Origin of the sequence: Enterobacter sp. 2VL (assembly GCF_005503595.1) — a bacterium.
GTDB lineage: Bacteria > Pseudomonadota > Gammaproteobacteria > Enterobacterales > Enterobacteriaceae > Enterobacter > Enterobacter cancerogenus.
Genome location: NZ_SCNE01000003.1, coordinates 272,176 through 298,597, shown reverse-complemented (window position 1 = coordinate 298,597; position 26,422 = coordinate 272,176). Strand labels below are relative to the sequence as shown.

Sequence of the window (26,422 nt, the reverse complement as noted above, 5' to 3'; positions counted from 1 at the left end):
GCTCCGTTAGTTAAACCATGCGCCGAGGGGCAGCGTCACGTCCAGCAGGCGGTCGAAGGCGTACCAGAGTAAAATGCCCAGTACGATCCCGGAGATCCCCGCCGCAGGCAGCGAGGCGTTAAATAGCATGCCAATCACCATTGTCAGAATGGCGGTGGCAATCGGGAAGCCGAGCCATTCAAAGCCCCAGGCGTACATCAGCAGGACAATCACCATGACCAGCAGCCGTTGCAGGGTGCGGCGTGGCGGCCACTCCACGGTGTCCGGGTGGCGCAGCAGCAGGGCCACCGAGCAGAGCAGCATCAGGCCGACAATGCCCACGGGAAAGGGGCGCGGCCCCACGGGTTCATAGCTGTATTCGCTGTGGATCTGCCAGGCGACGAACATCCCGCCAATGCAGAGCAGCAGCCAAATTCCGGCAAAAATACGATCGCTCATAGCGCCTCCGGTTATTTCGCCAGACCAAAGGCTTTCGCCTGCTCGCGGTAGTCATTCACCTGCTTTTTAACGTATTCGTCCAGCGGCTTACCGTTCAGATTGAACTCAAACAGCCCGCGCAGATCGCGCTGCTTTTTGAACTCGTCGGTTTGCTGGAGCTTCGCGAAGGTCTCCACCCACCACTGGTATTCGACGTCGGTCACTTTCGGCCCGACGAAGAAGCCGCGAATGATCGGCCAGACCAGGTTATAACCCTGCTCTTTGGCGGTAGGGACGTTTGCCAGCTGGCCCGGCAGACGGTTTTCTGAGAACACCGCCAGCACGCGAATTTTGTCCCCGCTCAGGTAGGGCACCATTTCGCTGAGATCGCCCGATACCGCCTGGACGTGGTTACCCATCAGCGCCGTCACCGGCTCACCACCGCCTTCAAACGCCACGTAGCGCATCTTGTGTGGATCGACTTTCGCCTGCTGCGCCAGCAGAGCGGCTTTCATCCAGTCCTGACTGCCGATAGAGGCCCCCGCACCAATCACTACGCTGTTGGGGTCTTTTTCCATGGCGGCCAGCAAATCGTTCAGGGATTTCCACGGAGAGTCTGCGCGTACGGCAATCATGCCGTAATCGGTGCCCACGGTGGCGAGCCAGCGCACGTCATTCACGTCATACCGGCCAAATTTTCCTTGTGCCAGGTTAAGCAGGGAGCCGCCGGAGAAGGCCACCACGGTACCCGCTTCGGCAGGGCGCTGCGCGACAATCGCGTTATAGGCCACCGCGCCTACGCCGCCGGGCATGTAGGTGACGCGCATCGGTTTTTCGATGGCCTTCGTCTCCAGCAGGCTGACCTGAATCAGCTTGCAGGTCAGATCAAAGCCGCCGCCGGGTTTGGCCGGGGCGATACATTCGGTGCGGGAGGGCGCGTCCTGCGCCTGGACAACAGAGGCACTCAACATCAATACGCTTGCAGCAAGGGTGGAAAGTAATTGTTTTTTCATCGTTTATCCTCACGCCGGAGAACCGGGAGTACGGGTACGGGTGTCTTTTTTCTGATTATGTGAACCACCTTGTAGCGGTTCCGTTGCGTGATTGTTAAAACAATAATCTTTCATTTCCCTTTCACTGCGGCACCAACTTTACAGGATGTGATATGCGTCTCTTACTGGCGGAAGATAATCGTGAGCTGGCTCACTGGCTGGAGAAAGCGCTGGTACAGAACGGTTTTGCCGTGGACTGCGTCAACGACGGACGCGCGGCGGATCACCTTCTGCAGGGCGAAAACTACGCTGTCGCTATTCTTGATATCGGCATGCCCGGATTCGACGGGCTGGAGGTGGTCCATCGTCTGAGAAAACGCGGGCAGACGCTGCCGGTGCTGTTTCTAACCGCGCGCAGCAACGTGGCAGACAGGGTCAAAGGGCTGAATGCCGGGGCGGATGACTATCTGCCGAAGCCGTTCGAGCTGGAAGAGCTTGATGCGCGCCTGCGCGCGCTGCTGCGTCGAAGTGAAGGGCGGACCCAGGAGCGTCAGCGTCTGGGGGAGCTTGAATACGATGATGAAGGCTTTTTCCTGCTGCGCGATGAACCCCTCTCCCTGACGCCGCGCGAACTCTCTTTACTGAAGGTGCTGATGCACCGCCGGACTCGCCCCGTCTCCCGACAGCAATTGTTCGACCAGGTGTTTAGCCTGAACGATGACGTCAGTCCCGAGAGCATCGACCTTTATGTTCATCGCCTGCGTAAGAAACTGACCGGCAGCGGCGTGCGGATCACCACGCTCAGAGGGCTGGGCTACGTGCTGGAGTGCGGCGATGAAGTGGCTTAAGCCGCAGTCGCTTTACCTGCAACTTTTGCTCTTTCTGGGTTTACCGCTGCTGCTGTTATGGGGGTTGTCAGCCTTCAACAGCTACGTCAGCGCGCTACAGGCGGCGACGCAGGCCTATGACCGCACGCTGTTATCCTCGGCGCGCACGGTGTCGGAGCGGCTGGAGGTACACAACGGTAAGCTCCAGGTGAACGTCCCCTGGGTGGTGCTCGACAGCTTCGAGCTGAACATGAACGATCGCCTTTACTACAAGGTGGTCGATCCCGACGGTCGGGTGATCTCCGGCTATGACGATCTGCCGAAAATGCCCCCCTCCACGTCGCGCACCCGGCTCTATCCCGCGCTGGCCTGGTTTTACCATACCGAATATCGCGGGCAGGCGATCCGCGTGGCGAAGCTGCTCCAGCCCGTAAACGAAGACAATGTGGTGGGGATGGCGGAGATCTACGTCGCCGAAACCCTCCAGTCCCGGCGCTATCTGGCGACTCAGCTTCTGTTCTCATCACTCGTGTCTCAGGGGCTGTTGGTGCTGCTGACGCTGGTTTTAACCGCCTGGCTGCTGCGCCGCGTACTGCGCCCGATGCGTCAACTCTCGTCGCTGATGGTCCGTCGTGAGCCCGGGTTGCTGGCCCCGCTGCCGGAGCTGTTGCCCTGGTCTGAAACGCGCCTGCTGATCGTGGCGTTTAACCGTTACATCGACCGGCTTCGCGGCGTGCTGTCGCGCCAGGCGCGTTTCAATGCCGATGCCTCTCATCAGCTCAAAACGCCGCTGGCAGTGCTGAAAACCCAGGTTTCCGTTGCCCTGACGCGCAACGATCCGGAGCTGTGGCAGGAGAGCTTGCGGGCGATGAACGTCACCCTGGATAACACCATCGTGCTGACCGAACGGCTGTTACAGCTTTCGGTGGTGAAGCGAAAAGAGCAGGGGGAACGGCAGTTTGCCCCGGTCGATTTGGTGCAGGTGGTGCAAAACTGCTGTTTCTCCCGGCTGGCGCAGGCGCGCAGTAAGGCTATCGATCTGGGTTATGACGGCGTTCAGCAGCCGGTAATGATTGAGGGCGATGACGTGCTGCTGGGCGAACTTTGCGCCAACCTGCTGGAGAACGCGATCAAATACACGCCCGAGCACGGGATCGTGACGGTGTACCTGCGCACGGACAACGGCGCGGTTGAGCTGAGCGTGGAGGACAGCGGGCCGGGGATTGCCGACGATCTCATCCCGCAGGCGTTGCTGCCGTTTCACCGGCTGGATAACGTGGGCGACGCCGCCGGGTCCGGTATTGGCCTGGCGCTGGCAAATGATATTGCCCGCCTGCACCGTAGCCATCTTCAGCTAACGCGCAGCGAAAATCTGGGCGGGCTGAGCGTAAAAATGCGCTTTTTATTGATGGTGTAAATACCGAAATTATCAAATCGTTACAAACTAATTGCCTGACGCACGCAGAGTGCTTGATCCCAAAGACACGCAGGTTAAAATCTCGCGGTTTTGGGACATCTCTAATTATTACGTGCGGGACATGACAATGAAAAAAGTGGCATTTTTGGGCGCAGGCCTGATGTTTGTTTCAGTTGCGGCAAACGCAATTTCCTTTAACGGCTCAGCGGGTCAGGATTACACCCACCTGGGCTTTGGCCTGGGGACGGAAACCTCTGGCCTGGCGATGACGGGCGGCTGGACGCATAACGACGATGACGGCGATGCGGCAAGCCTCGGCCTTGGCCTTAACGTTCCGCTGGGGCCATTCCTGGCAACCGTGGGCGGTAAAGGTATCTACACCAACCCGAACGACGGTGACGAAGGATACGCGGCGGCCGTTGGCGGCGGACTGCAGTGGAAAATTGGCGACAGCTTCGGCCTGTTCGGCGAGTACTACTACTCTCCGGATTCGCTCTCCAGCGGTATCGACAGCTATCAGGAAGCTAACGCCGGTGCGCGCTGGACCATCATGCGTCCTGTCACCATCGAAGCAGGTTACCGCTATCTGAACCTGGCCGGTAAAGACGGCAACCGCGACAACGCGCTGGCCGACGGCCCGTACGTGGGCGTGAGCGCAGGCTTCTAATTCCCCCGGCGCGGCGGCCTGCCGCGCCAGTTTATCGCTTCCCCCCTCTCCCAATTGCGCTATAGTGTTTTGACTATTAAAGCGGGAGAACACAATGATTAACGTGGAGATGTTATCCACCGGCGATGAAGTGCTGCATGGTCAAATCATCGATACTAATGCGGCCTGGCTCGCCGATTTATTCTTTGAGCAGGGATTACCGTTAACGCGCCGCAATACGGTAGGCGACAACCTTGAGTCGCTGGTGAACATTCTGCGCGAACGCAGCGAGCACGCTGACGTGCTGATTGTGAACGGTGGCCTTGGCCCAACCGGCGACGATCTTAGCGCGCTGGCCGCCGCCACGGCGAAAGGCGAAGGGCTGGTCCTCCACGAAGCGTGGCTGGCGCAGATGGAGCGCTTTTTCTCCGAGCGCGGTCGCGTCATGGCCCCCAGCAACCGCAAGCAGGCCGAAATCCCCGCCAGCGCCGAGCTGGTGGATAACCCCGTCGGTACCGCCTGTGGCTTTGCCGTTAAGCTTAACCGCTGCCTGATGTTCTTCACGCCGGGCGTGCCGTCTGAATTTAAAGTGATGGTCGAGCAGCAAATCCTGCCGCGCCTGCGCGCGCGTTTCACCCTGCCTGAGCCGCCGCTGTGTCTGCGTCTGACCACCTTTGGCCGCTCTGAAAGCGATCTTGCCCAGAGCCTCGACAGCCTGCCGCTGCCGCCGGGCGTCTCGATGGGCTACCGCTCTTCTATGCCGATTATCGAGCTGAAGCTGACCGGCCCGGCGACGCAAAAGGAGGCCATGCTGGCGCTATGGCCTGAGGTGCAGCGCGTGGCGGGAGAGAGCCTGATCTTTGAGGGAACGGAAGGGCTGCCTGCGCAGATTGCCCGTACCCTGAAGTCGCGTCAGCTAAGCGTTACGCTGAGCGAACAGTTCACCGGCGGGCTTCTGGCGCTGCAGCTTTCACGGGCGGATGCGCCGCTTCTGGCCAGTGAAGTGGTGCCGTTCCAGCAGGAAACGCTGGCGCAGACCGCGCGCTGGGCGTCGGAGCGCAGGGTTAAACATTTCGCCGGGCTGGCGCTGGCCGTCGGCGGCGTGGAGGGCGAGCACCTTAATTTTGCCCTCGCGACGCCGGAAGGAACCCATGCGCTGCAGGTAAAAATGAGTATCTCCCGCCACAGCCAGGCGGTGCGTCAGGAGGTGTGTGCCATGATGGCGCTCAACATGCTGCGACGCTGGCTGAACGGCAAACCGGTCGCCAGCGAGCATGGCTGGATCAATGTGGTTGATTCCCTGTTTGTTGAGTAACGAATGTGCCGGGGCAAACCGCCCCGGCATCGCTTAGCCCAGCGCGTTTGCCAGCAGGGTGATGGGATGTTCGCAGCGTTTGCTGGTGGACATTTCAATCTGCCATTTGCAGGTTTCGCAGTCGGTCACTACCAGGTCGGCTCCGCTCTCCTCTATCTGCCTGAACAGCGGCGCGCCAATCGCCTGCGACGTGTCGTAGTTTTCACGCTTAAATCCGTAGGTGCCCGCTATCCCGCAGCAGCGCGAATCCAGCACCGTCAGCTCCAGCCCCGGGATCAGCCGCAGCAGCTCCAGGGTATACAGCGACCAGCCCATTTTTTCCATATGACACGGCGTGTGATACACCACCTTCAGCGGCAGGGTGCCCAGCGGTAAGGTCTTCCCGCTGTCCAGCATGCGCCACAAAAACCGCGTTGCCAGTTCAATATGGTCGCGCAGATCGGTGTTATCCACGCCCAGCAGGTGAGGGTACTCGTCGCGCAGGGTGAAGGTGCAGGTAGACGAGGTGGCAAGAACCGGCATGCCTTTCCCGACGATCGCGTCGCGCAGGGAGGTGACGTTGCTGCGGGCCTGCCTGCGCGCTTTATCCGTAAAGCCGTTGGCAATCAGCGGCACGCCGCAGCATTTTTCCTTGCTGAGGAGCTGCACACCTGTGCCCATCGCGTTCAGCACTTTCAGCAGGTCTTTTCCCAACTGCGGGTGGTTGTAATTCACGTAGCAGCCGTGGAAGAACGCCACCTGATCGGCAAAGCGGGCCTGCTCTGCCGCCACCGATTTGTACCAGCGACGGAAGGTGCCGTGGGAGTATTTCGGCAGGCTGCGGTGGTGGTCAATTTTCAGCGTTGCGTCGAGCAGCCGGCGTACCGGTTTCAGGGAGGTGGCGGCATTCACCAGCGGCGCGAAGGGCGTGGAAACGCTGCCCATCAGGTCAGTATGGCTGAGGATCGCATCGCGCAGCGTCGGTTTTTGCGTGCTGTACTGCGTCCGGGCGCGCTGGATGATGTCGCCGATTTTGACGTCTGACGGACAGGCCACCTCGCAGCGCTTGCAGTTGATGCAGTATTTCAGCGCATCATCATAGAGTGCGGCGTCTTTCAGACGCAGGCGCTCGCCGTCAGGCCCGGCCTGTTTTGGGCCAGGATAACGCGGGTTCACGCCGCTGACCGGGCAGACCGTGGTGCACACCGTGCATTTTATGCAGCTTTCGAAACGGCTATCGCTCATTGTTCTGCCTCCGTGCGTTGAATAATCTGCTCTGCGGCATGAAGCGCCGTGATCGCACACACGCCGCCGCCGCAGCCCTGGGCAATCGGATCGTAGCCGCCCAGAATCGAGCCGATGGCGTAGAGACCGTTAAGCGACCGGCCGTTGAGCTGCGGGTGCAGGTGGTTATCGACAATCACGCCAAACTGCTGCCAGGGCTGCGGCGTAAAGAAATCACTCTGATACCAGTCCGAACGGGAGGCGCTCTGCCGGACATCCAGCCCCAGAATGGCTTCGCGGATCCCCTCGCGGGTACTCAGTAAGCCGTTACTGAAGAAGCTGCCGCTGGCCAGTACCACGGCGTGTGCGCGCAGCGGAATGTCGCCGTGGTTTCGCGTCCACACCTCGCTGAGGTCGCTATCAGACAGCGTGATCTTTTTCACCTCGTCACCCGCCATCCACACGCCGCTCTGGGCAATAAATTTTTGCTTAAGCTGTGTGTGCAGCCGAATACCCGGTACGGAAGGGGGAAGGGTCGGCAGCAAGCCGAGCGTGCACGGCAGACGGTCCGACAGCCAGCGCCAGAGTTGATTGTCGGTGAGGCCAAAGCACGCAGGCATCAACAGGGCGTCACACTGTTCAGCGAGCGGCCTGAGCGCGCCATACAGCAGCGGCCAGTTATTGTCGTTATCCAGCAGTCGCGCGATATTCACTGCCCGAAACTCGCTGGGGTTTTCGCGCAGCACGTCCAGTTCGGGAAGGTCTATCTCCGCCGCCGTCGCGTTAATGCCGCGATGACAGAGCGAGGCCGCCGCCAGGTGCGGCTGAAAATCAAGAAAACCGCCAATCCCTACCACCATTACGCGTTCTGCGCTGAACGGGGCGACAGGAACTTCTTCCGGGCTGAGCCACGCGGAACGCAGGGTGCCGAGCGGCGTCACGCGCTGGTGATTTTTCTCAGCGCTGCCCTGCATCCGCGCGCCACAGGCGCTCAGCAGCCTTTCGGTTTCCTGCGCCAGGCGGGCAATGTTGTGCTCGCCGATCAGGCTGTAGGGATGCTCAGGCGCAAGTGCGCCGCGACAGGCATCGTCGAGGAGATCCAGCGATCCGGAAGAAAAATGCAAAGCGCTCTGCCCGCGGGTAATGATGGCGCAGCGCAGACCACGTTGCGTGAGCGTGATCCCGCACAGCAGCCCTGCCAGCCCGCCGCCGACAATAACGGTATTAAATTTCATTATGTGGCTCCTTCTCCAGGCCGCAAAGTCCCTGATAAACCCAGCGGGTAAACTCGCTTTCGCGCAGGGCATCGCCCCAGGCAACGGGCTGAATGCCTTTCCAGCGTTCATTGAGGAAATCGCTGAGCTGGGTCAGGGACTGCGTTGAGGTGGTGGCGTGAAAGCGTTGCAGCAGCCCGGCGGCGCGACAGGCGCAAAGCTCGCCCTGACAGGTACCCATGCCGACGCGCGTGCGGCGGCGAAGATCGAGCAGCGTATTGACCGTCAGATTCTCGACGGCATATTGCACCTCGCCTGCGGTCACCGCTTCGCACTCGCACACCAGGCTGCGGCTAAGCCGCCCCTCGCCAAGCCACTGCGGGGTTCTGTCGCCGTGGCGATAAACGGCGGAGCCGCGCAGCGGAGCGGGCAGAGAGATGATTTTCTGCAGCGTTTTCTCGGTGGACTGACGCGATCCGGGCAGGGGCTGTTCTGCCGTGACGCATGGCGTTGTGTTACCGAGTTTGCGGCAGACCGCATCCGTGGCCCACTCCGCCATCAGGCGGTAGGTCATGAGCTTGCCGCCGGTAATAGTGATAAAGCCCTCCATGCCGTCACGTTGGGCATGATCGAGCAGGACGATCCCCCGGCTGACGTTGCGCCCGCTTGGGTCGTTATCGCTGGCGACCAGCGGCCGCACACCCGCATAGGCGCGCAGAATGCGGGTTTGCGCCATCACCGGAGCCAGTTTCTCGCCTTCGCGCAGAAGGATATCCACCTCTTCGGCCGTCACCCGGTTAACGTCAATCTCGCTGTAATCGACGTGGGTGGAGGTGGTGCCGATAAGCGAAATGGTGTCGCCCGGCACCAGAATATCGGCGTCGGAAGGCTTACGACAGCGGTTGATGACGTGGTTGTTGATGCGATGGTCGAGGATCAGCAGCGAACCTTTCGCCGGGAACATGCGGATGGATAAGTCGGCGTATTCCGCGATGCGTTGCCCCCAGATCCCCGCCGCATTAATAACCACGGTGGCATACAGTTCGCTGCGCTCGTTATACTGCGGGTCGAACACCCGCACGCCGCGCACAGTGTTGCCTTCGCGGATAAGCCCGGTGACTTCATGCCCGGTCAGAATGCGCGCGCCGTGTTCCCGGGCGTCCAGCATATTTGCGGCGGTCAGGCGAAACGGATCGACCGTGCCGTCGGGGACTTTCACCGCGCCGGTGAGGGCCGGGTTGACAGACGGCTCCAGCCGACGCGCCAGCGCCGGGTCGATGGCGTCGGCCTGGATCCCTGCGGCTGTGCAGGCGGAAATAAAGGTTTGCTGAAACGCGAGATCGTCTTCGGGAAGGGTAATGAACAGTCCGTTGGTCGGCTCGATGCAGTGGCGGGCGATGCGTTTCAGGATCTGGTTTTCCGCAATACACTCCCGCGCCGACTCACCGTCGGTCACCGCGTACCGCGCGCCGCTGTGCAGCAGGCCGTGGTTGCGGCCTGTGGCACCTGTCGCAATATCATGGCGCTCCAGCAGGGTTACGCTCAGGCCACGCAGGGCACAGTCGCGGGCGATGCCGGCCCCGGTTGCGCCGCCGCCAATGATTATCACATCGCTGTAGCGAGGATCGAAAACCGTCATTGTCTTCCCTCTATGTTCGTTTTTTTATCATTTAGCCACACTGAAAATGTGGTTTGTTTGATTTCGAACATAAACGCGCGTTATTCGAAAGTGAAACGTGATTCCATGCGCTTTTTTGCGCATTCTGTCATATTTCTGTAACAATCTGTGCGTTGATTCACAGTAACAATCACCGTGATTTCTTAACATCGCCGCCTCTGGAATCGGGTGCGAGGCACCTTCTCATTCATTACAAGGCCACGGAGGCTGTCATGCTCAGTATCTTTAAACCTGCGCCGCATCGGGCGCGTCTGCCAGAGGCAGAGATAGATCCGCTTTACCGCCGTCTGCGTTGGCAAATCTTCCTGGGGATTTTCTTCGGGTACGCGGCGTATTATCTGGTACGTAAAAACTTCGCGCTCGCCATGCCGTATCTGGTGGAGCAGGGGTTTTCGCGCGGTGATTTAGGGTTTGCGCTCTCGGGGATCTCTATCGCCTACGGGTTTTCCAAATTCATTATGGGGTCGGTGTCGGATCGCTCGAATCCGCGCGTGTTCCTGCCAGCCGGTTTGATTCTGGCGGCTGCGGTGATGTTGTTTATGGGCTTTGTGCCGTGGGCGACGTCCAGCATTGCGATTATGTTTGTGCTGCTGTTCCTCTGCGGCTGGTTCCAGGGGATGGGCTGGCCGCCGTGCGGACGTACCATGGTGCACTGGTGGTCGCAGAAAGAGCGTGGCGGAATTGTGTCGGTCTGGAACTGCGCGCATAACGTGGGCGGCGGCATTCCTCCGCTGCTGTTCCTGCTCGGGATGGCATGGTTCAACGACTGGAAAGCCGCCCTTTACATGCCGGCTTTTGGTGCGATCGTAGTGGCGATTATCGCCTTCGCCCTGATGCGCGATACGCCGCAGTCCTGCGGCCTGCCGCCAATTGAAGAGTACAAAAACGATTATCCGGACGACTACAGCGAACAGCATGAAGAGGAGCTGACGGCCAAACAGATCTTCATGAAGTACGTGCTGCCCAACAAACTGCTGTGGTACATCGCGGTAGCCAACGTTTTCGTTTACCTGCTGCGTTACGGCATCCTCGACTGGTCGCCAACCTACCTGAAAGAGGTGAAACACTTCGCGCTGGATAAATCGTCCTGGGCCTACTTCCTGTATGAATACGCGGGTATCCCGGGCACGCTGATTTGTGGCTGGATGTCGGACAAGGTCTTCCGCGGCAACCGTGGTGCTACGGGTGTGTTCTTTATGACCCTGGTGACCATCGCCACCGTCGTTTACTGGCTTAACCCGCCGGGCAACCCGGGCGTGGACATGGCCTGTATGATTGTGATCGGCTTTCTGATCTACGGTCCGGTGATGCTGATTGGCCTGCATGCCCTTGAGCTGGCACCGAAAAAAGCGGCAGGGACGGCGGCAGGCTTTACCGGCCTGTTTGGTTATCTGGGTGGCTCGGTCGCCGCAAGCGCCATTGTCGGCTATACCGTTGACTTCTTCGGCTGGGATGGCGGCTTCATGGTCATGATTGGCGGTAGCGTACTGGCGGTACTGCTGCTGATTGTTGTCATGATTGGTGAAAAACGTCATCACGCCGAAATACAGTCACGTCGTCAATAAGGAGCATTACGATGAAACTGACTCAACTCGCTACCGGCCTGCTGCTGGCCGGTGTCATGACAGGCTCGGCGCTGGCGGCAGATAAGATTGTCATTGCTCATCGTGGCGCCAGCGGCTATCTGCCTGAGCATACGCTGCCCGCGAAAGCGATGGCTTACGCGCAGGGGGCGGATTACCTTGAGCAGGATCTGGTGATGACCAGGGACGACCATCTGGTCGTCCTGCATGACCACTATCTTGACCGCGTCACCGATGTCGCCGACCGTTTTCCCGACCGTGCCCGCAAGGACGGCCGTTATTACGCCATCGACTTCACGCTTGCCGAGATCCGCTCGCTGAAATTTACCGAAGGCTTCGAGATTGAAAACGGCAAGAAGGTGCAGGTCTATCCGGGGCGTTTCCCGATGGGCAAGTCCGACTTCCGCATTCATACCTTTGAAGAGGAAATCGAGTTTGTTCAGGGGCTGAACCACTCTACCGGTAAAAACATAGGTATCTACCCGGAGATCAAAGCGCCGTGGTTCCATCATCAGGAAGGGAAGGACATTGCGGCAAAAACGCTGGATGTGCTGAAGCAGTACGGCTACACCAGCAAGAAGGATAAGGTCTACCTCCAGTGCTTTGATGCGGCGGAACTCAAGCGCATCAAAACCGAGCTGGAACCGAAGCGGGGGATGGATCTCAACCTGGTGCAGCTGATTGCCTATACCGACTGGAATGAAACGCAGGAGAAGCAGCCGGACGGCAAGTGGGTTAACTACAACTACGACTGGATGTTTAAGCCGGGCGCGATGAAGCAGATTGCGCAGTACGCCGACGGCATCGGGCCGGATTACCACATGCTGGTGGCGGAAGGCTCCACGCCGGGGCACATCACCTTCACGGCGATGGTGAAAGAGGCGCACGCCAGCAAGATGCAGGTGCATCCTTACACGGTACGTGCAGACCAGTTGCCGGACTATGCGACGGATGTGAATCAGCTTTATGACGTGCTGTATAACCAGGCGGGCGTCGACGGGTTGTTTACGGATTTCCCGGATAAAGCAGTGCAGTTCCTGCGAACGTCTCAGTAACGCGTTGCACTGACATGGACCCGCTTCGGCGGGTCTTTTTTTGTTCATTTTTTATGAACGCCGGTTCGCGTTTGGCGCTCTGTTCAGCGCGGTTGGCCTCACATATTCTCCTTTTATACTCCGGCGTGGCTGTTTTCTGCCGGTAGCGCGACAGAGGAGAAAGAGATGAGTGCAACGACAGCCGGTATCAACGATGTTTGGGACGTGATTGTGGTCGGGGGTGGTTCAGGCGGTGCGGTGGTGGCTGCAAGGTTAAGTGAAAATCCGGACCGGCGCGTGCTGCTGCTGGAAGCGGGGCCGGCCTTTGCGCCAGATGAGTATCCCCCCGAGCTGTCGATGAGCCACAGCGTGGGCGGTGGCGACTATGTCTGGGAGCGGGGCACGGCGACCGGAACCGATCACACCGCAGAGCATCTCCGCGCAAGGGTATTGGGCGGCGGATCGGCGATCAATGCCGGGGCCTTCGTCAGGGCCCCCAGGTCTGATTTCGATCGCTGGGTAAAGCGCGGCCTGACGGACTGGTCTTTCGATAAGGTCTTACCCTGGTTCAAGGCGCTGGAGAGCGCCGATTATGGCGACGATGACTGGCACGGGCGTAACGGACCTGTACCGGTCAGGCTGCCGACGCTGGCATCGTTGAGCCCTGCCAGCCAGGCGTTTTATCACGCCTGCCGTGCACATGGTTTTGCGGAAATTGCAGACGTGAACGGGCCGCATCAGCACGGTATTGCCCTCTATCCGCTCAATGTCGTGAACGGCGTCAGGCAGAATACCGGCATGGTTTATCTCAATGCGCAGGTTCGCGCCAGGCCTAACCTGGAAATCGCAGGCATGGCGGTGGTCGACAAAGTTCTGTTGAATAAAGGCCGGGTCGAGGGTGTGCAACTGGCCGAGGGCAACCGCCTGTTTGCCGACACGGTGTTCCTGTGCGCTGGCGCGGCGGGAACGCCCGCTATACTGCTCCGCTCGGGCGTGGGGCCAGGGAGTGATTTGCGCCAGCTTGATATTCCCGTCTGCCAGGATTTACCTGTAGGGCTAAATCTGCAGGAGCAGCCGGTGAACGGTATTATGCTCGGCACGCTGCCGCCGCAGAGCGACAGCCCACCCATCGGTGCGACGCTCTGGACCCGCTCCACCCTGGCGGAACCCGGTGAGCTGGATATTTACATCAGTAATAACCATTTCGTTGATCCGGCGCTGTTTCCGCAAGGGTCAGGCTTTCAGCTGTTTTATACCGTTTCACGCCCCTGGTCGCGCGGGACGCTGACGCTCACCAGCCGTAACCCGCTGCTGAAGCCGAACATCGATCTCAATCTGCTGGACGATGAGCGGGACGTCGCGCGTATGCTGGAGGCGTTGGAACTGTCGCGCGAGCTGGTGGAGGAAACACCGTTGCGCGAGCTGGTCACCGGGGAATTTCCCGGTGTGAAGGGCGGCAAACTGGCGGTCACGAAGTCGCAAAAGGTGAAAGAGCAGTACGCTACGGTCAAGAGCAATCTTCACCTCTCCGCCACGGCACCGATGGGGCTGGAGAGCGATCCGCAGGCCGTTGTGGATCAGCAGGGCCGGGTGTTAGGTACCCAGGGACTTTATGTTGCCGATGCGTCAATTTTCCCGGACGTGCCCTCTCAGGCCACCAACCCGGATGTGATCATGGCTGCAGAATATATCGCCAGCCGTTTCGCCGCCTCCGCCAGTGGGCCATAGTAAAAGGACGTGCCCGAACGGAATACCTGATGAACAAATTCGTGGAGATGAGCACCTTTGTCGCGGTGGTGGACGCGCTGAGCGTTGTCGGCGCGTCGCAAAAGCTGGGGACAACGAAATCGGTGGTTAGCCAGCGTATCAAGGGGCTGGAGAAGCGCCTGGGTGTAAGCCTGCTGGAGCGCGGGCCGAGCCTGAGTCTCACGGAACAGGGGCTGTTGTTCTATCGCGAATGCGTGCGTATTCTGGATGAGGTAAGCCTTGCGGAAGAGGCGGTGACGCCAGGGCGAACCGACGTCTGTGGCAGGCTGCGAATGACCACTTCTCACACCTTTATGTGTACGCACCTGTCACCCATTCTGGCCGATTTCGCCGCGCGCTATCCGCAGATCGCGCTGGATATCGTCACTGAAGATCGGCATATCAATATGCATCAGCCCGGCTTTGACGTGGCGATCCGCCTTGGCACACTGCCGGATTCCACCCTGATTGCCCGGCATCTGGCGCGTAACCTGACCTATTTATGCGCCAGCCCGGCCTATCTCCAGCGCTGCGGCACGCCGCTGCATCCAGAGGAACTGGCGCACCACGACGGGCTACTGTACAGCCACCGCGCGCCGGGCGGGGTCTGGCAGCTTGTTCATCAGGGGGAGGTTCAGCCATGGCGCGTCCGCAGTCGTCTGCGTTCGGATAACGCCTTCAGCCTGCTGGCAGCTGCAAAGGCCGGATTGGGTATTATGGTGCTGCCGCTTTTTTTAGGCGCAGAGGCTGTTGAAAAAGGGGAACTGCAGGTGATACTGCCCGAGTGGCGTCCGGATGGTGGGAATATCGTTGCCCTGTATCGCAAAACGCGTCGGGATTCACCGGTGATACAGGCTTTAGTGAACTGCATTGGAGAACATCTGGGCGCGGAGCCAGAATGGGAAAGACGATTGCGCCTGAATGGACAACTGCCCTGATGCCCGCTCCCACAGGAAGAGGGCACAGGGACGTTACATCTCGATCTCAATATCGCCTTTTGCCCGGCAGCAGCAGGGCAAAATTTCCCCTTCGCTGATAAAGGCCAGCGGTTCGGTCAACCAGTCCACCTGGCCTGCGACCAGGCGACAGCGGCACGAGCCGCAATAGCCTTCCCGACACTGATACTCAACCTCAACCTGGTGGGCCTCAAGGGCGACCAACAGGGAAGGGTGCTCTTCCCGACACAGGACTTCTGTGCCGGTAAGGCGTAGCGTCACCCGGCTCATCAGAGCTGGAAGTCGCTCAGGTCGTCGGTGTTGACTTCAGAATCAATCTGACCGACCAGGTAAGAGCTGACTTCCACTTCCTGAGGCGCGACCTGCACGTTATCGGACACCAGCCAGGTGTTGATCCACGGGATAGGGTTTGAGCGCGTCTGGAACGGCAGATCAAGACCGACCGCCTGCATACGGATGTTGGTGATGTACTCAACGTACTGGCACAGGATGTCCTTGTTCAGACCAATCATGGAGCCGTCGCGGAACAGGTAATCTGCCCACTCTTTCTCCTGCTGTGCGGCCAGCACGAACAGGTCGTAGCACTCCTGTTTGCACTCTTCGGCGATGGTCGCCATTTCCGGGTCGTCCGTACCGCTGCGCAGCAGGTTCAGCATGTGCTGGGTCCCGGTCAGGTGCAGGGCTTCGTCACGGGCAATCAGACGAATAATTTTGGCGTTGCCTTCCATCAGCTTGCGCTCGGCAAAGGCGAAGGAGCAGGCGAAGCTGACGTAGAAGCGGATCGCTTCCAGCGCGTTAACGCTCATCAGGCACAGATAGAGCTGCTTTTTCAGCGCGCGCAGGTTCACGGTGACGGTTCTGCCGTTCACGTTGTGGGTGCCTTCGCCCAGCAGATGCCAGTAGCTGGTCATCTCAATCAGCTCGTCGTAATAGTGCGCGATGCCTTCGGCACGTTTCTGGATCTGCTCGTTGGTGACGATATCGTCAAACACCACCGCCGGATCGTTCACGATATTGCGGATGATATGGGTGTACGAACGGGAGTGGATCGTCTCGGAGAACGCCCAGGTCTCAACCCAGGTTTCCAGCTCCGGAATGGAGATCAGCGGCAGCAGCGCCACGTTCGGGCTACGCCCCTGAATGGAGTCCAGCAGCGTCTGATACTTCAGGTTGCTGAGGAAGATATGCTTTTCGTGTTCCGGCAGGGCCTGGAAATCGATACGGTCGCGAGAGACGTCAACTTCTTCCGGGCGCCAGAAAAAGGAGAGTTGCTTTTCAATCAGCTTTTCGAAGATGTCATATTTTTGCTGATCGTAGCGTGCCACGTTGACCGGCTGGCCGAAGAACATGGGCTCTTTGAGCTGGTCGTTTTTCGTCTGTGAAAAGGTGGTATATGCCATTGCGGTGAGTCCTGTTGAGATTTTATTGCCCGGCGGCACTGCGTTTGCCGGGCCTACAAAACCGTAGGCCGGGTAAGCGTAGCGCCACCCGGCGAAGTGCTTAGATCTTACATGCGCCGCTTTCGCAGCCATCGTCCTGAATTGACGGCACCATATCGTCCTGCGCGTCTTCTGCACCGTCACGGGTGTTGTGATAGTACAGGGTCTTCACGCCAAATTTATAGGCGGTGAGCAGGTCTTTCAGCAGTTGCTGCATCGGAACCTTGCCAGACGGGAAGCGCGTCGGGTCATAGTTGGTATTCGCAGAGATCGACTGGTCGATAAACTTCTGCATGATACCCACCAGCTGCAGGTAACCGTCGTTGTTCGGCATCTCCCACAGCAGTTCGTAGTTGTTGCCCAGCGTCTCGTAATCCGGTACGACCTGGCGCAGCACGCCGTCTTTCGACGCTTTGATGCTGACGTGGCCGCGCGGTGGCTCGATGCCGTTGGTGGCGTTAGAGATCTGCGAAGAGGTCTCGGACGGCATCAGGGCAGAGAGCGTGGAGTTACGCAGGCCGTGAGTCTTGATGGACTCGCGCAGGCCTTCCCAGTCCAGGTGCAGCGGTTCGCTGACGATCCCGTCCAGATCTTTCTTATAAGTGTCGATCGGCAGAATGCCTTTCGCATAGGTGGTTTCGTTGAACCACGGGCACGCGCCTTGCTCTTTTGCCAGCTCGTTGGAGGCTTTCATCAGGTAATACTGAATAGCTTCAAACGTCTGGTGCGTCAGGTTGTTGGCGCTGCCGTCGGAGTAACGCTTACCGTTTTTCGCCAGCCAGTAGGCGAAGTTAATCACGCCAATCCCCAGGGTACGACGACCCATCGCGCCGCGTTTGGCTGCCGGAATTGGGTAGTCCTGATAGTCGAGCAGGGCGTCGAGTGCGCGAACCGCCAGCACCGCCAGCTCTTCCAGCTCGTCCAGGCTCTTAATTGCGCCCAGGTTGAAGGCAGACAGCGTACACAGCGCGATTTCACCGTTCTCATCGTTCACGTCATTGAGCGGTTTGGTCGGCAGGGCGATCTCCAGACACAGGTTGGACTGGCGCACCGGCGCAACAACCGGATCGAACGGGCTGTGGGTGTTGCAGTGGTCAACGTTCTGGATGTAGATACGGCCAGTAGAGGCACGTTCCTGCATCATCAGCGAGAACAGGTCGACGGCCTTCACGCGCTGCTTGCGAATGCTCTCGTCTTTTTCATATTTGGTGTACAGACGCTCGAACTCGTCCTGATCGGCAAAGAACGCGTCGTACAGGCCCGGTACATCGGACGGGCTGAACAGGGTAATATCTTCACCTTTCAGCAGACGGGTGTACATCAGCTTGTTGATCTGCACGCCGTAGTCCATGTGGCGCACGCGGTTGCCTTCCACGCCACGGTTGTTTTTCAGCACCAGCAGGCTTTCCACTTCCAGGTGCCACATCGGGTAGAACAGAGTGGCTGCCCCGCCGCGAACGCCGCCCTGAGAGCAGGATTTCACCGCGGTCTGGAAATGCTTATAGAACGGGATACAGCCGGTGTGGAACGCTTCACCACCGCGAATCGGGCTACCCAGCGCACGGATACGACCCGCGTTGATGCCGATACCGGCGCGCTGGGAGACGTATTTTACGATTGCGCTGGAGGTGGCGTTGATGGAATCCAGGCTGTCACCGCACTCGATCAGCACGCAGGAGCTGAACTGGCGGGTTGGCGTACGTACGCCGGACATGATTGGCGTTGGCAGCGAAATCTTGAACGTCGAGACCGCATCGTAAAAACGCTTCACGTATTCCAGACGGGTGTCACGCGGGTAGTTAGAGAACAGGCAGGCGGCCACCAGAATGTAGAGGAACTGGGCGCTCTCATAGATTTCACCGGTCACACGGTTCTGAACCAGGTATTTGCCTTCGAGCTGCTTCACCGCCGCGTAGGAGAAGTTCATGTCGCGCCAGTGATCGATAAACCCGTTCATCTGCTCGAACTCTTCTTCCGTATAGTCTTCCAGCAGATGCGTATCGTATTTGCCCAGTTCAACCATTTTTACGACGTGATCGTACAGCTTCGGCGGCTCAAACTGGCCGTAGGCTTTTTTACGCAGATGGAAAATGGCCAGACGTGCTGCAAGGTACTGATAGTCCGGTGCGTCGCGGGAGATGAGATCTGCCGCTGCTTTAATAATGGTTTCGTGGATATCAGACGTTTTGATGCCGTCGTAGAACTGGATGTGTGAGCGCAGTTCAACCTGGGAGATAGATACGTTATTCAGCCCTTCTGCTGCCCAGTCGAGAACTCGATGGATTTTGTCCAGATTGATACGCTCGGTAGTACCGTCGCGCTTTGTCACCAGCAGACTCTGATTCATGTGGGTTTTACCTGTCCGTGAAATAAAAAAATATCCCCCGCTTATCCACAGGACTCTGTGGATAAATACTACATATAGGGGTTTTACGATAAGATTAACGCAAGATGGTGAGTATTCTAGTAGCGAATCATTTCAGTACAAGAGTTGATTTTGAGGTTAAATTGAGGTTGTGAAAGGGTAAAAAAGCCTAAGTCCTCGTATCGTAAGGCCTGGACGACATGTCAATATTTCAGAAAAAAAATCTAAAATTTGATCGAGTGCTGATTTCTTCAACGAGTGGTCAAAATTGCGCAACGAATGTCGCGCAATCTTTATAAGAAGTTCGTATGACGTTAGCTATTTTTTGCCGTAGTGTGCAACATGTAGTTAACATCCACACCCGGGGCGAGTTTGAACTTGTCGGTTAACGGGTTGTAGTGCAGGCCGGTAATGTGCTGCTCCTTGAGCCACGTCTGGTCCACCCAGCCCAGCAGTTCAGCAGGCTTGATGAACTTCTTCACGTCGTGCGTGCCTTTCGGCACCATCCGCAGGACATACTCCGCGCCGACCACGGCCATCAGCCAGGCCTTGCCGTTACGGTTGATGGTGGAAAAGAACACCTGGCCGCCCGGTTTCACCAGCTTTGCACAGGCATTGACGACCGACTGCGGATCGGGAACGTGCTCCAGCATCTCCATGCAGGTCACCACGTCGTACTGGTGCGCATGTTCTGCCGCGTGCGCTTCTACCGTTTCCTGCACATATTCCACCTGCACGCCCGATTCCAGCGCGTGCAGACGCGCCACCTGCAGTGGCTCAAAGCCCATATCAAGGCCGGTCACGGTGGCCCCTTCACGCGCCATGCTTTCTGCCAGGATCCCGCCGCCGCAGCCGACGTCGAGCACCTTTTTACCGAACAGACCGCCGGAACGCTCCGCGATATAGCCCAGACGCAGCGGGTTGATGCGATGCAGAGGTTTAAACTCACCTTCGAGATCCCACCAGCGGGACGCCACGGCTTCAAATTTGGCAATCTCTTCGTGGTCAACGTTGTGAGCTACCGGGGATTTTTCGGCATTCATGGGCGCTTTTACTCCTTATTTAGCAAGACAAAGGAGTATATCAGGCAATCCCCGTGAATAAAGCGTATTGCTTTACCTCAATCACCGTGGCTGTGTTATAATTTGCGACCTTTGAATCCGGGATACAGTAGAGGGATAGCGGTTAGATGAGCGACCTTGCGAGAGAAATTACACCGGTTAACATCGAGGAAGAGCTGAAGAGCTCCTATCTGGACTATGCGATGTCGGTCATTGTTGGCCGTGCGCTGCCGGACGTCCGCGATGGCCTGAAGCCGGTACACCGTCGCGTACTATACGCCATGAACGTATTGGGCAATGACTGGAATAAAGCCTATAAAAAATCTGCCCGTGTCGTGGGTGATGTCATCGGTAAATATCACCCGCATGGTGATACCGCCGTTTATGACACCATCGTTCGTATGGCGCAGCCATTCTCCTTGCGTTACATGCTGGTAGATGGTCAGGGTAACTTTGGTTCTGTTGACGGCGACTCCGCGGCGGCGATGCGTTATACGGAAATCCGTATGTCGAAAATCGCTCACGAGCTGATGGCCGACCTGGAAAAAGAGACCGTTGATTTCGTCGATAACTACGACGGCACTGAGCGAATCCCAGATGTTATGCCAACCAAGATCCCGAACCTGTTAGTTAACGGGTCATCCGGTATCGCAGTGGGCATGGCAACCAATATTCCGCCACACAACATCACGGAAGTGATTAACGGCTGCCTGGCCTATATCGATGATGAAGAGATCAGCATTGAAGGGCTGATGGAACACATCCCGGGGCCAGACTTCCCGACCGCAGCGATCATCAACGGTCGTCGCGGTATTGAAGAAGCGTACCGTACCGGTCGCGGCAAGATTTACATCCGTGCCCGCGCCGAAGTGGAAGCCGACGCCAAAACGGGCCGTGAAACCATCATTGTTCACGAGATCCCGTATCAGGTGAACAAGGCGCGTTTGATTGAAAAAATCGCCGAGCTGGTAAAAGAAAAACGCGTTGAAGGCATCAGCGCGCTGCGTGACGAGTCTGATAAAGACGGGATGCGCATCGTGATTGAAATCAAACGCGACGCGGTGGGTGAAGTGGTGCTGAACAACCTCTACTCCCAGACTCAGTTGCAGGTCTCCTTCGGTATCAACATGGTTGCACTGCACCATGGTCAGCCGAAGATCATGAACCTGAAAGAGATCCTGAGCGCGTTTGTGCGTCACCGTCGTGAAGTGGTGACCCGCCGTACGATCTTCGAACTGCGTAAAGCCCGCGACCGTGCGCACATCCTTGAAGCACTGGCCGTCGCGCTGGCAAACATCGACCCGATTATCGAGCTGATCCGCCGCGCACCAACCCCTGCTGAAGCGAAAGCCGCGTTAGTGGCACAGCCATGGGCGCTGGGCAACGTGTCTGCGATGCTGGAGCGTGCCGGTGATGACGCCGCGCGTCCTGAATGGCTGGAACCAGAATTCGGCGTGCGTGACGGTCAGTACTACCTGACTGAACAGCAGGCCCAGGCGATTCTGGATCTGCGTCTGCAGAAACTGACCGGCCTTGAGCATGAAAAACTGCTCGACGAGTACAAAGAACTGCTGGAACAGATTGCTGAGCTGCTGCATATCCTGGGCAGCGCCGATCGCCTGATGGAAGTGATCCGCGAAGAGCTGGAGCTGGTCCGCGACCAGTTTGGCGACGAGCGCCGCACCGAAATCACCGCGAACAGCTCTGATATCAACATCGAAGACCTGATCAACCGCGAAGACGTGGTGGTCACCCTGTCTCACCAGGGCTATGTGAAGTATCAGCCGCTCACCGACTACGAAGCACAGCGTCGTGGTGGTAAAGGCAAATCTGCCGCACGTATTAAAGAAGAAGACTTTATCGACCGCCTGCTGGTGGCCAACACCCATGACACCATCCTCTGCTTCTCAAGCCGGGGTCGTCTGTACTGGATGAAAGTGTATCAGCTGCCGGAAGCGAGCCGCGGCGCGCGTGGTCGTCCGATCGTCAACCTGCTGCCGCTGGAAGCGAACGAACGTATCACCGCGATCCTGCCGGTGCGCGAGTACGAAGAGGGCGTTAACGTCTTTATGGCGACCGCCAGCGGTACCGTGAAGAAAACGGCGCTGACCGAGTTCAGCCGTCCGCGTTCTGCCGGTATCATCGCCGTCAACCTCAACGAAGGCGACGAACTGATTGGCGTGGATCTGACCTCCGGTTCTGACGAAGTGATGCTGTTCTCTGCCGCCGGTAAAGTGGTGCGCTTTAAAGAGAACGCGGTGCGCGCAATGGGTCGTACCGCGACCGGCGTTCGCGGGATCAAACTGGCGGGTGAAGACGCCGTGGTTTCCCTGATCGTTCCACGTGGCGAAGGCGCAATCCTGACCGTCACGCAGAACGGTTACGGTAAGCGTACGGCAGAAAGCGAATATCCGACCAAGTCTCGTGGCACGCAGGGCGTTATCTCCATCAAAGTGACCGAGCGTAACGGTTCCGTTGTGGGCGCGGTGCAGGTAGACGATGCTGACCAGATCATGATGATCACCGATGCCGGTACGCTGGTGCGTACACGCGTGTCTGAGATCAGCGTGGTAGGGCGTAACACCCAGGGTGTTATCCTTATCCGTACTGCGGAAGATGAAAACGTGGTGGGTCTGCAGCGCGTTGCTGAGCCAGTTGATGACGAAGAGCTTGACTCTATCGACGGTACCGTAGCGGAAGGCGATGATGACATCGCGCCGGAAGCCGAGTCCGACGATGATGCTGCGGATGACGCAGACGAGTAATCATCACCTGATGTGAAGAAAAGGGCCGGTTTCCGGCCCTTTTGTTTTACAGTTGCAGATAACTGAACGTTGCGGCATGGCGCGTTTACCGCTACCTTAACCACATTCTTTTTTGACCCCGATGGCGGAGCCTCGCCCCTTTGAAATACCTTGTCTCCTTTCGTACTACGCTGAAAGTCTCTCGTTATCTGTTTCGGGCGCTGGCACTGTTGCTGTGGCTGCTGGTGGCGCTGATCTCGGTCTTTTATATTGTTAACGCGCTTAACCAGAAAGAAGCTGAAATTCGCCAGGAGTTCAGTATCAGCTCCGATCAGGCCCAGCGTTACATTCAGCGAACGTCGGATGTAATGAAGGAGCTGAAATACATTGCTGAAAATCGCCTGACGGCGGAAAACGGCATCATGGCTATCCGTGGACGCAAAGATAAAACGGAAGTGCCCAATTTCGAGCCACTGTTCCCGGACTCAGACTGCTCCGCGATGGGTAACACCTGGCGCGGTTCGCTCGAATCTCTTGCCTGGTTTATGCGCTACTGGCGCGATAATTTTTCCGCCGCCTACGATCTGAACCGCGTGTTCCTTATCGGCAGCGAAAATCTCTGCATGGCCGACTTTGGCCTGCGTGATATGCCCGTCGAACGGGATGATGCGCTGAAAAGCCTGCATGAACGAATCGTTAAGTACCGCAATGCGCCACAGGAAGAGCGCGGCAATAATATCTTCTGGATAAGCCAGGGGCCGCGCATGGGCGTCGGCTATTTCTATGCCCTTACCCCTGTTTACCTGGCTAACCGCCTACAGGCGCTGCTGGGAACGGAACAAACCATCCGTATGGAAAACTTCTTCACGCCGGGCAGCCTGCCGATGGGCGTGACCATTCTGGATGAAAACGGCCATACGCTGATTTCGCTGACCGGGCCGGAGAGCCGCTTAAAAATCGATCCGCACTGGATGCAGGAGCGCTCGTGGTTTGGCTACACCTCGGGCTTCCGCGAGCTGGTGCTCAAGAAAAGTTTACCGCCGTCCTCGCTCAGCATCGTCTACTCGGTGCCTGTTGATATGGTGCTTGAGCGGATCCGTATCCTGATCCTCAATGCCATTCTGCTGAATGTGCTGGTCGGCGTCGCGCTGTTCATGCTGGCGCGGATGTACGAGCGCCGGATATTTATCCCTGCCGAGAGTGATGCCCAGCGTCTGGAAGAGCACGAGCAGTTCAACCGCAAGATTGTCGCCTCTGCGCCGGTGGGGATCTGTATTCTGCGCACCCAGGATGGCACCAACATCCTCAGCAATGAGCTGGCACATAACTACCTCAACATGCTGACCCACGAAGACCGGCAGCGGCTGACGCAGATCATCTGCGGTCAGCAGGTTAACTTTGTCGACGTGCTGACCAGCACCCACACTAACCTGCAGATCAGCTTTGTGCATTCGCGCTACCGTAATGAAAACGTGGCGATCTGCGTGCTGGTGGATGTCTCTGCGCGCGTGAAAATGGAAGAGTCGTTGCAGGAGATGGCGCAGGCTGCGGAGCAGGCCAGCCAGTCGAAGTCGATGTTCCTTGCCACCGTCAGCCACGAGCTGCGCACGCCGCTTTACGGCATTATCGGTAACCTCGATCTGTTGCAGACCAAGGAGTTACCGAAAGGGGTCGACAGGCTGGTTACGGCCATGAACAACTCCTCAAGTCTGCTGTTGAAAATCATCAGCGACATTCTCGACTTCTCGAAAATTGAGTCCGAACAGCTCAAAATCGAGCCGCGGGAGTTCTCCCCGCGTGAGGTGATGAATCACATCAGCGCGAACTACATGCCGCTGGTGGTGCGTAAACAGCTGGGGCTGTACTGCTTTATTGAGCCTGACGTGCCGCTGACGCTGCATGGCGACCCGATGCGCCTGCAGCAGGTCATCTCGAACCTGCTCAGCAACGCGATTAAATTCACCGACACGGGCTGTATTGTGCTGCACGTCTGCCTCGTTGGCGACTATTTGACCATTCGCGTGCGCGATACGGGCGTCGGGATCCCGGCGAAAGAAGTAGTGCGCCTGTTTGATCCCTTCTTCCAGGTGGGGACCGGAGTACAGCGCAACTTCCAGGGCACCGGGCTGGGGCTGGCGATTTGCGAAAAACTGATCAGCATGATGGACGGCGATATCTCCGTGGATACCGAGCCGGGCATGGGGAGCCAGTTTACCATTCGTATTCCGCTCTACTCGGCGCAGTACCCGGCCAAACCGATGCTGGACGGCCTGAGCGGTAAACGCTGCTGGCTGGCCGTCAATAACGCATCGCTGAACGAATACCTCAGATCCTTGTTAAGCAGTAACGGCATCGAGGTGTCTCTCTACGAAGGGCAAACCCCGGATGCGGACGACATGCTGATTGCGGATGACCCGCCGGAGCAGCCGTGGCAGGGCAGGGGCGCGGTGATCTTCTGCCGACGTCATATCGGCATACCCGTTGAGCGCGCGCCCGGCGAGTGGGTGCACAGCGTGGCTACGCCGCACGAGCTGTTAGCCTTGCTGGCGCGCATTTACAGCATCCAGCTGGACGACGGGGATAACGCATCGGCGCTGCCTTCTCCTGAGTCGCTGGCCTCGCTGAATGACGACATGATGATCCTGGTGGTGGACGACCATCCGATTAACCGTCGCCTGCTGGCTGACCAACTCGGCTCGCTGGGGTATCAGTGCAAAACGGCGAACGATGGCGTCGATGCGCTTAACGTTCTCAGCAAAAACCATATTGATATCGTGCTGAGCGACGTGAACATGCCGAATATGGACGGGTATCGCCTGACGCAGCGCATTCGTCAGCTTGGCCTGACGCTGCCAGTGGTAGGCGTGACGGCAAACGCCCTGGCGGAAGAGAAACAGCGCTGTCTTGAGTCGGGTATGGACAGCTGCCTGTCAAAACCGGTGACGCTGGACGTGCTGAAGCAGACGTTGTCGGTGTATGCGGACAGGGTCAGGAAAACGAGAGTATAAAAAAAGGCCCGTAAGGGCCTTTTTATTTGCCCGGCGGCGCTGCGCTTGCGCGGGCTTACGGGTTCTGTGTGCCGGATAAACGCGAGCGCCACCCGGCACAGGCAGCGGAGATCAATCCTTGTCCGACGCGCTCAGCGTAACGGAAGAGAGATAGTTCAGCAGGGCGATATCGTTATCCACACCCAGCTTCATCATCGCGGATTTTTTCTGGCTACTGATGGTTTTAATGCTGCGGTTCAGCTTCTTGGCAATCTCGGTGACCAGGAAACCTTCAGCGAACAGACGCAGAACTTCACTCTCTTTCGGTGACAGGCGTTTGTCACCGTAGCCACCCGCGCTGATTTTCTCCAGCAGACGGGAGACGCTCTCAGGGGTGAACTTCTTGCCTTTCTGCAGCGCGGCGAGCGCTTTCGGCAGGTCGGTAGGCGCACCTTGCTTCAGCACAATCCCTTCAATATCCAGATCCAACACCGCGCTCAGGATAGCCGGGTTGTTGTTCATGGTCAGAACGATAATGGAGATGTCAGGGAAGTGACGTTTAATATATTTGATGAGCGTAATCCCATCACCGTATTTGTCCCCAGGCATGGAGAGATCGGTGATGAGGACGTGTGCATCAAGCTTTGGGAGGTTATTGATCAGTGCTGTAGAGTCTTCAAATTCACCGACTACATTCACCCACTCGATCTGTTCAAGCGATTTGCGAATACCGAACAGTACAATCGGATGGTCATCGGCAATAATTACGTTCATATTGTTCATGTATAAGGCTACCTT

General features: G+C 57.9%; 20 protein-coding genes. 10 read left to right on the top strand and 10 right to left on the bottom strand.

Annotated elements, in window-relative coordinates; genetic code table 11:
* Positions 1-6: 6 nt before the first annotated feature.
* Positions 7-438 carry a tripartite tricarboxylate transporter TctB family protein gene (locus tag FFS28_RS09575; protein ID WP_137849421.1) on the bottom strand — a complete coding sequence of 144 codons (432 nt, stop codon included), beginning with the start codon at positions 436-438 and terminating at the stop codon, positions 7-9.
* Positions 439-449: 11 nt separating this feature from the next.
* Positions 450-1,430 carry a Bug family tripartite tricarboxylate transporter substrate binding protein gene (locus FFS28_RS09570; RefSeq protein ID WP_137849420.1) on the bottom strand — a complete coding sequence of 327 codons (981 nt, stop codon included), beginning with the start codon at positions 1,428-1,430 and terminating at the stop codon, positions 450-452.
* A 152-nt stretch (positions 1,431-1,582) separates the two neighbouring features.
* On the opposite strand from FFS28_RS09570, the gene tctD reads away from it, so the two are divergent.
* The 4 genes from tctD to FFS28_RS09550 all read left to right on the top strand — a co-directional run bounded on the left by tctD (position 1,583) and on the right by FFS28_RS09550 (position 5,614).
* Positions 1,583-2,257: a transcriptional regulator TctD gene (gene tctD / locus FFS28_RS09565; RefSeq protein WP_101737233.1), complete on the top strand. Its 675-nt coding sequence runs from the start codon at positions 1,583-1,585 to the stop codon at positions 2,255-2,257.
* Entirely contained in the window at positions 2,244-3,653 is a 1,410-nt protein-coding gene (locus FFS28_RS09560) for a sensor histidine kinase (RefSeq protein ID WP_137849419.1), read from the top strand. The genes tctD and FFS28_RS09560 overlap by 14 nt, the downstream gene beginning before the upstream one ends.
* 127 nt (positions 3,654-3,780) lie before the next feature.
* Positions 3,781-4,320: a YfaZ family outer membrane protein gene (locus FFS28_RS09555; protein ID WP_042320303.1), complete on the top strand. Its 540-nt coding sequence runs from the start codon at positions 3,781-3,783 to the stop codon at positions 4,318-4,320.
* Positions 4,321-4,414: 94 nt separating this feature from the next.
* Entirely contained in the window at positions 4,415-5,614 is a 1,200-nt protein-coding gene (locus tag FFS28_RS09550; RefSeq protein ID WP_137849418.1) for a nicotinamide mononucleotide deamidase-related protein YfaY, read from the top strand.
* 33 nt (positions 5,615-5,647) lie between these two features.
* On the opposite strand, the gene glpC is transcribed toward FFS28_RS09550, so the two are convergent.
* Genes glpC through glpA form a run of 3 tightly spaced genes read right to left on the bottom strand, consistent with a single transcriptional unit; the run spans position 5,648 to position 9,670 of the window.
* Complete coding sequence (glpC, locus tag FFS28_RS09545; RefSeq protein ID WP_137849417.1) at positions 5,648-6,838, bottom strand: anaerobic glycerol-3-phosphate dehydrogenase subunit GlpC; 1,191 nt, start codon at positions 6,836-6,838, stop codon at positions 5,648-5,650.
* A complete protein-coding gene (gene glpB, locus FFS28_RS09540) occupies positions 6,835-8,052 on the bottom strand; it encodes a glycerol-3-phosphate dehydrogenase subunit GlpB (protein WP_137849416.1) in 1,218 nt (405 codons plus the stop codon). The genes glpC and glpB overlap by 4 nt, the downstream gene beginning before the upstream one ends.
* Positions 8,042-9,670 carry an anaerobic glycerol-3-phosphate dehydrogenase subunit A gene (glpA, locus tag FFS28_RS09535; RefSeq protein ID WP_137849415.1) on the bottom strand — a complete coding sequence of 543 codons (1,629 nt, stop codon included), beginning with the start codon at positions 9,668-9,670 and terminating at the stop codon, positions 8,042-8,044. The genes glpB and glpA overlap by 11 nt, the downstream gene beginning before the upstream one ends.
* 251 nt (positions 9,671-9,921) lie before the next feature.
* On the opposite strand from glpA, the gene glpT reads away from it, so the two are divergent.
* From glpT to FFS28_RS09515, 4 genes are all read left to right on the top strand, one after another.
* Positions 9,922-11,274: a glycerol-3-phosphate transporter gene (gene glpT, locus FFS28_RS09530; RefSeq protein ID WP_137849414.1), complete on the top strand. Its 1,353-nt coding sequence runs from the start codon at positions 9,922-9,924 to the stop codon at positions 11,272-11,274.
* Between the two features lie 11 nt (positions 11,275-11,285).
* A complete protein-coding gene (glpQ, locus tag FFS28_RS09525; RefSeq protein ID WP_006176477.1) occupies positions 11,286-12,347 on the top strand; it encodes a glycerophosphodiester phosphodiesterase in 1,062 nt (353 codons plus the stop codon).
* Between the two features lie 165 nt (positions 12,348-12,512).
* Positions 12,513-14,054 (top strand): GMC family oxidoreductase, encoded by a 1,542-nt coding sequence (locus tag FFS28_RS09520; RefSeq protein ID WP_137849413.1) that lies wholly within the window; start codon positions 12,513-12,515, stop codon positions 14,052-14,054.
* 29 nt (positions 14,055-14,083) lie between these two features.
* The gene (locus FFS28_RS09515; protein ID WP_101737240.1) at positions 14,084-15,010 is read left to right on the top strand and encodes a LysR family transcriptional regulator; all 927 of its coding nucleotides are present in this window, start codon (positions 14,084-14,086) and stop codon (positions 15,008-15,010) included.
* A 33-nt stretch (positions 15,011-15,043) separates the two neighbouring features.
* On the opposite strand, the gene yfaE is transcribed toward FFS28_RS09515, so the two are convergent.
* The 4 genes from yfaE to ubiG all read right to left on the bottom strand — a co-directional run bounded on the left by yfaE (position 15,044) and on the right by ubiG (position 19,875).
* Positions 15,044-15,298: a class I ribonucleotide reductase maintenance protein YfaE gene (gene yfaE, locus FFS28_RS09510; protein ID WP_042320298.1), complete on the bottom strand. Its 255-nt coding sequence runs from the start codon at positions 15,296-15,298 to the stop codon at positions 15,044-15,046.
* A complete protein-coding gene (gene nrdB, locus FFS28_RS09505; RefSeq protein WP_137849412.1) occupies positions 15,298-16,428 on the bottom strand; it encodes a class Ia ribonucleoside-diphosphate reductase subunit beta in 1,131 nt (376 codons plus the stop codon). Before nrdB ends, yfaE begins: the two co-directional genes overlap by 1 nt.
* A 100-nt stretch (positions 16,429-16,528) precedes the next feature.
* Complete coding sequence (gene nrdA / locus FFS28_RS09500) at positions 16,529-18,814, bottom strand: class 1a ribonucleoside-diphosphate reductase subunit alpha (RefSeq protein ID WP_006176472.1); 2,286 nt, start codon at positions 18,812-18,814, stop codon at positions 16,529-16,531.
* 332 nt (positions 18,815-19,146) lie between these two features.
* A complete protein-coding gene (gene ubiG / locus FFS28_RS09495; RefSeq protein ID WP_006176471.1) occupies positions 19,147-19,875 on the bottom strand; it encodes a bifunctional 2-polyprenyl-6-hydroxyphenol methylase/3-demethylubiquinol 3-O-methyltransferase UbiG in 729 nt (242 codons plus the stop codon).
* A gap of 146 nt (positions 19,876-20,021) precedes the next feature.
* Between ubiG and gyrA the strand changes: the two genes are divergently transcribed.
* Positions 20,022-22,658 (top strand): DNA topoisomerase (ATP-hydrolyzing) subunit A, encoded by a 2,637-nt coding sequence (gene gyrA / locus FFS28_RS09490; RefSeq protein WP_088208022.1) that lies wholly within the window; start codon positions 20,022-20,024, stop codon positions 22,656-22,658.
* Positions 22,659-22,798: 140 nt separating this feature from the next.
* The gene (gene rcsC, locus FFS28_RS09485; RefSeq protein WP_006176469.1) at positions 22,799-25,645 is read left to right on the top strand and encodes a two-component system sensor histidine kinase RcsC; all 2,847 of its coding nucleotides are present in this window, start codon (positions 22,799-22,801) and stop codon (positions 25,643-25,645) included.
* Positions 25,646-25,756: 111 nt separating this feature from the next.
* Here rcsC and rcsB read toward each other — a convergent pair whose 3' ends face one another.
* Positions 25,757-26,407, bottom strand: a complete 651-nt coding sequence (gene rcsB, locus FFS28_RS09480; protein WP_006176468.1) for a response regulator transcription factor RcsB — start codon at positions 26,405-26,407, stop codon at positions 25,757-25,759.
* Positions 26,408-26,422 lie beyond the last annotated feature (15 nt).

Excerpts from the sequence above, each read along its gene's own strand:
- FFS28_RS09575 (WP_137849421.1), bottom strand. The coding sequence starts at position 438 with ATGAGCGATCGTATTTTTGCCGGAATTTGGCTGCTGCTCTGCATTGGC.
- glpB (WP_137849416.1), bottom strand. The coding sequence starts at position 8,052 with ATGAAATTTAATACCGTTATTGTCGGCGGCGGGCTGGCAGGGCTGCTG.
- FFS28_RS09555 (WP_042320303.1), top strand. The coding sequence starts at position 3,781 with ATGAAAAAAGTGGCATTTTTGGGCGCAGGCCTGATGTTTGTTTCAGTT.
- yfaE (WP_042320298.1), bottom strand. The coding sequence starts at position 15,298 with ATGAGCCGGGTGACGCTACGCCTTACCGGCACAGAAGTCCTGTGTCGG.
- glpC (WP_137849417.1), bottom strand. The coding sequence starts at position 6,838 with ATGAGCGATAGCCGTTTCGAAAGCTGCATAAAATGCACGGTGTGCACC.
- glpA (WP_137849415.1), bottom strand. The coding sequence starts at position 9,670 with ATGACGGTTTTCGATCCTCGCTACAGCGATGTGATAATCATTGGCGGC.
- FFS28_RS09520 (WP_137849413.1), top strand. The coding sequence starts at position 12,513 with ATGAGTGCAACGACAGCCGGTATCAACGATGTTTGGGACGTGATTGTG.
- FFS28_RS09515 (WP_101737240.1), top strand. The coding sequence starts at position 14,084 with ATGAACAAATTCGTGGAGATGAGCACCTTTGTCGCGGTGGTGGACGCG.
- glpQ (WP_006176477.1), top strand. The coding sequence starts at position 11,286 with ATGAAACTGACTCAACTCGCTACCGGCCTGCTGCTGGCCGGTGTCATG.
- FFS28_RS09570 (WP_137849420.1), bottom strand. The coding sequence starts at position 1,430 with ATGAAAAAACAATTACTTTCCACCCTTGCTGCAAGCGTATTGATGTTG.
- tctD (WP_101737233.1), top strand. The coding sequence starts at position 1,583 with ATGCGTCTCTTACTGGCGGAAGATAATCGTGAGCTGGCTCACTGGCTG.
- FFS28_RS09560 (WP_137849419.1), top strand. The coding sequence starts at position 2,244 with ATGAAGTGGCTTAAGCCGCAGTCGCTTTACCTGCAACTTTTGCTCTTT.
- nrdB (WP_137849412.1), bottom strand. The coding sequence starts at position 16,428 with ATGGCATATACCACCTTTTCACAGACGAAAAACGACCAGCTCAAAGAG.
- FFS28_RS09550 (WP_137849418.1), top strand. The coding sequence starts at position 4,415 with ATGATTAACGTGGAGATGTTATCCACCGGCGATGAAGTGCTGCATGGT.
- ubiG (WP_006176471.1), bottom strand. The coding sequence starts at position 19,875 with ATGAATGCCGAAAAATCCCCGGTAGCTCACAACGTTGACCACGAAGAG.
- rcsB (WP_006176468.1), bottom strand. The coding sequence starts at position 26,407 with ATGAACAATATGAACGTAATTATTGCCGATGACCATCCGATTGTACTG.
- gyrA (WP_088208022.1), top strand. The coding sequence starts at position 20,022 with ATGAGCGACCTTGCGAGAGAAATTACACCGGTTAACATCGAGGAAGAG.
- glpT (WP_137849414.1), top strand. The coding sequence starts at position 9,922 with ATGCTCAGTATCTTTAAACCTGCGCCGCATCGGGCGCGTCTGCCAGAG.
- nrdA (WP_006176472.1), bottom strand. The coding sequence starts at position 18,814 with ATGAATCAGAGTCTGCTGGTGACAAAGCGCGACGGTACTACCGAGCGT.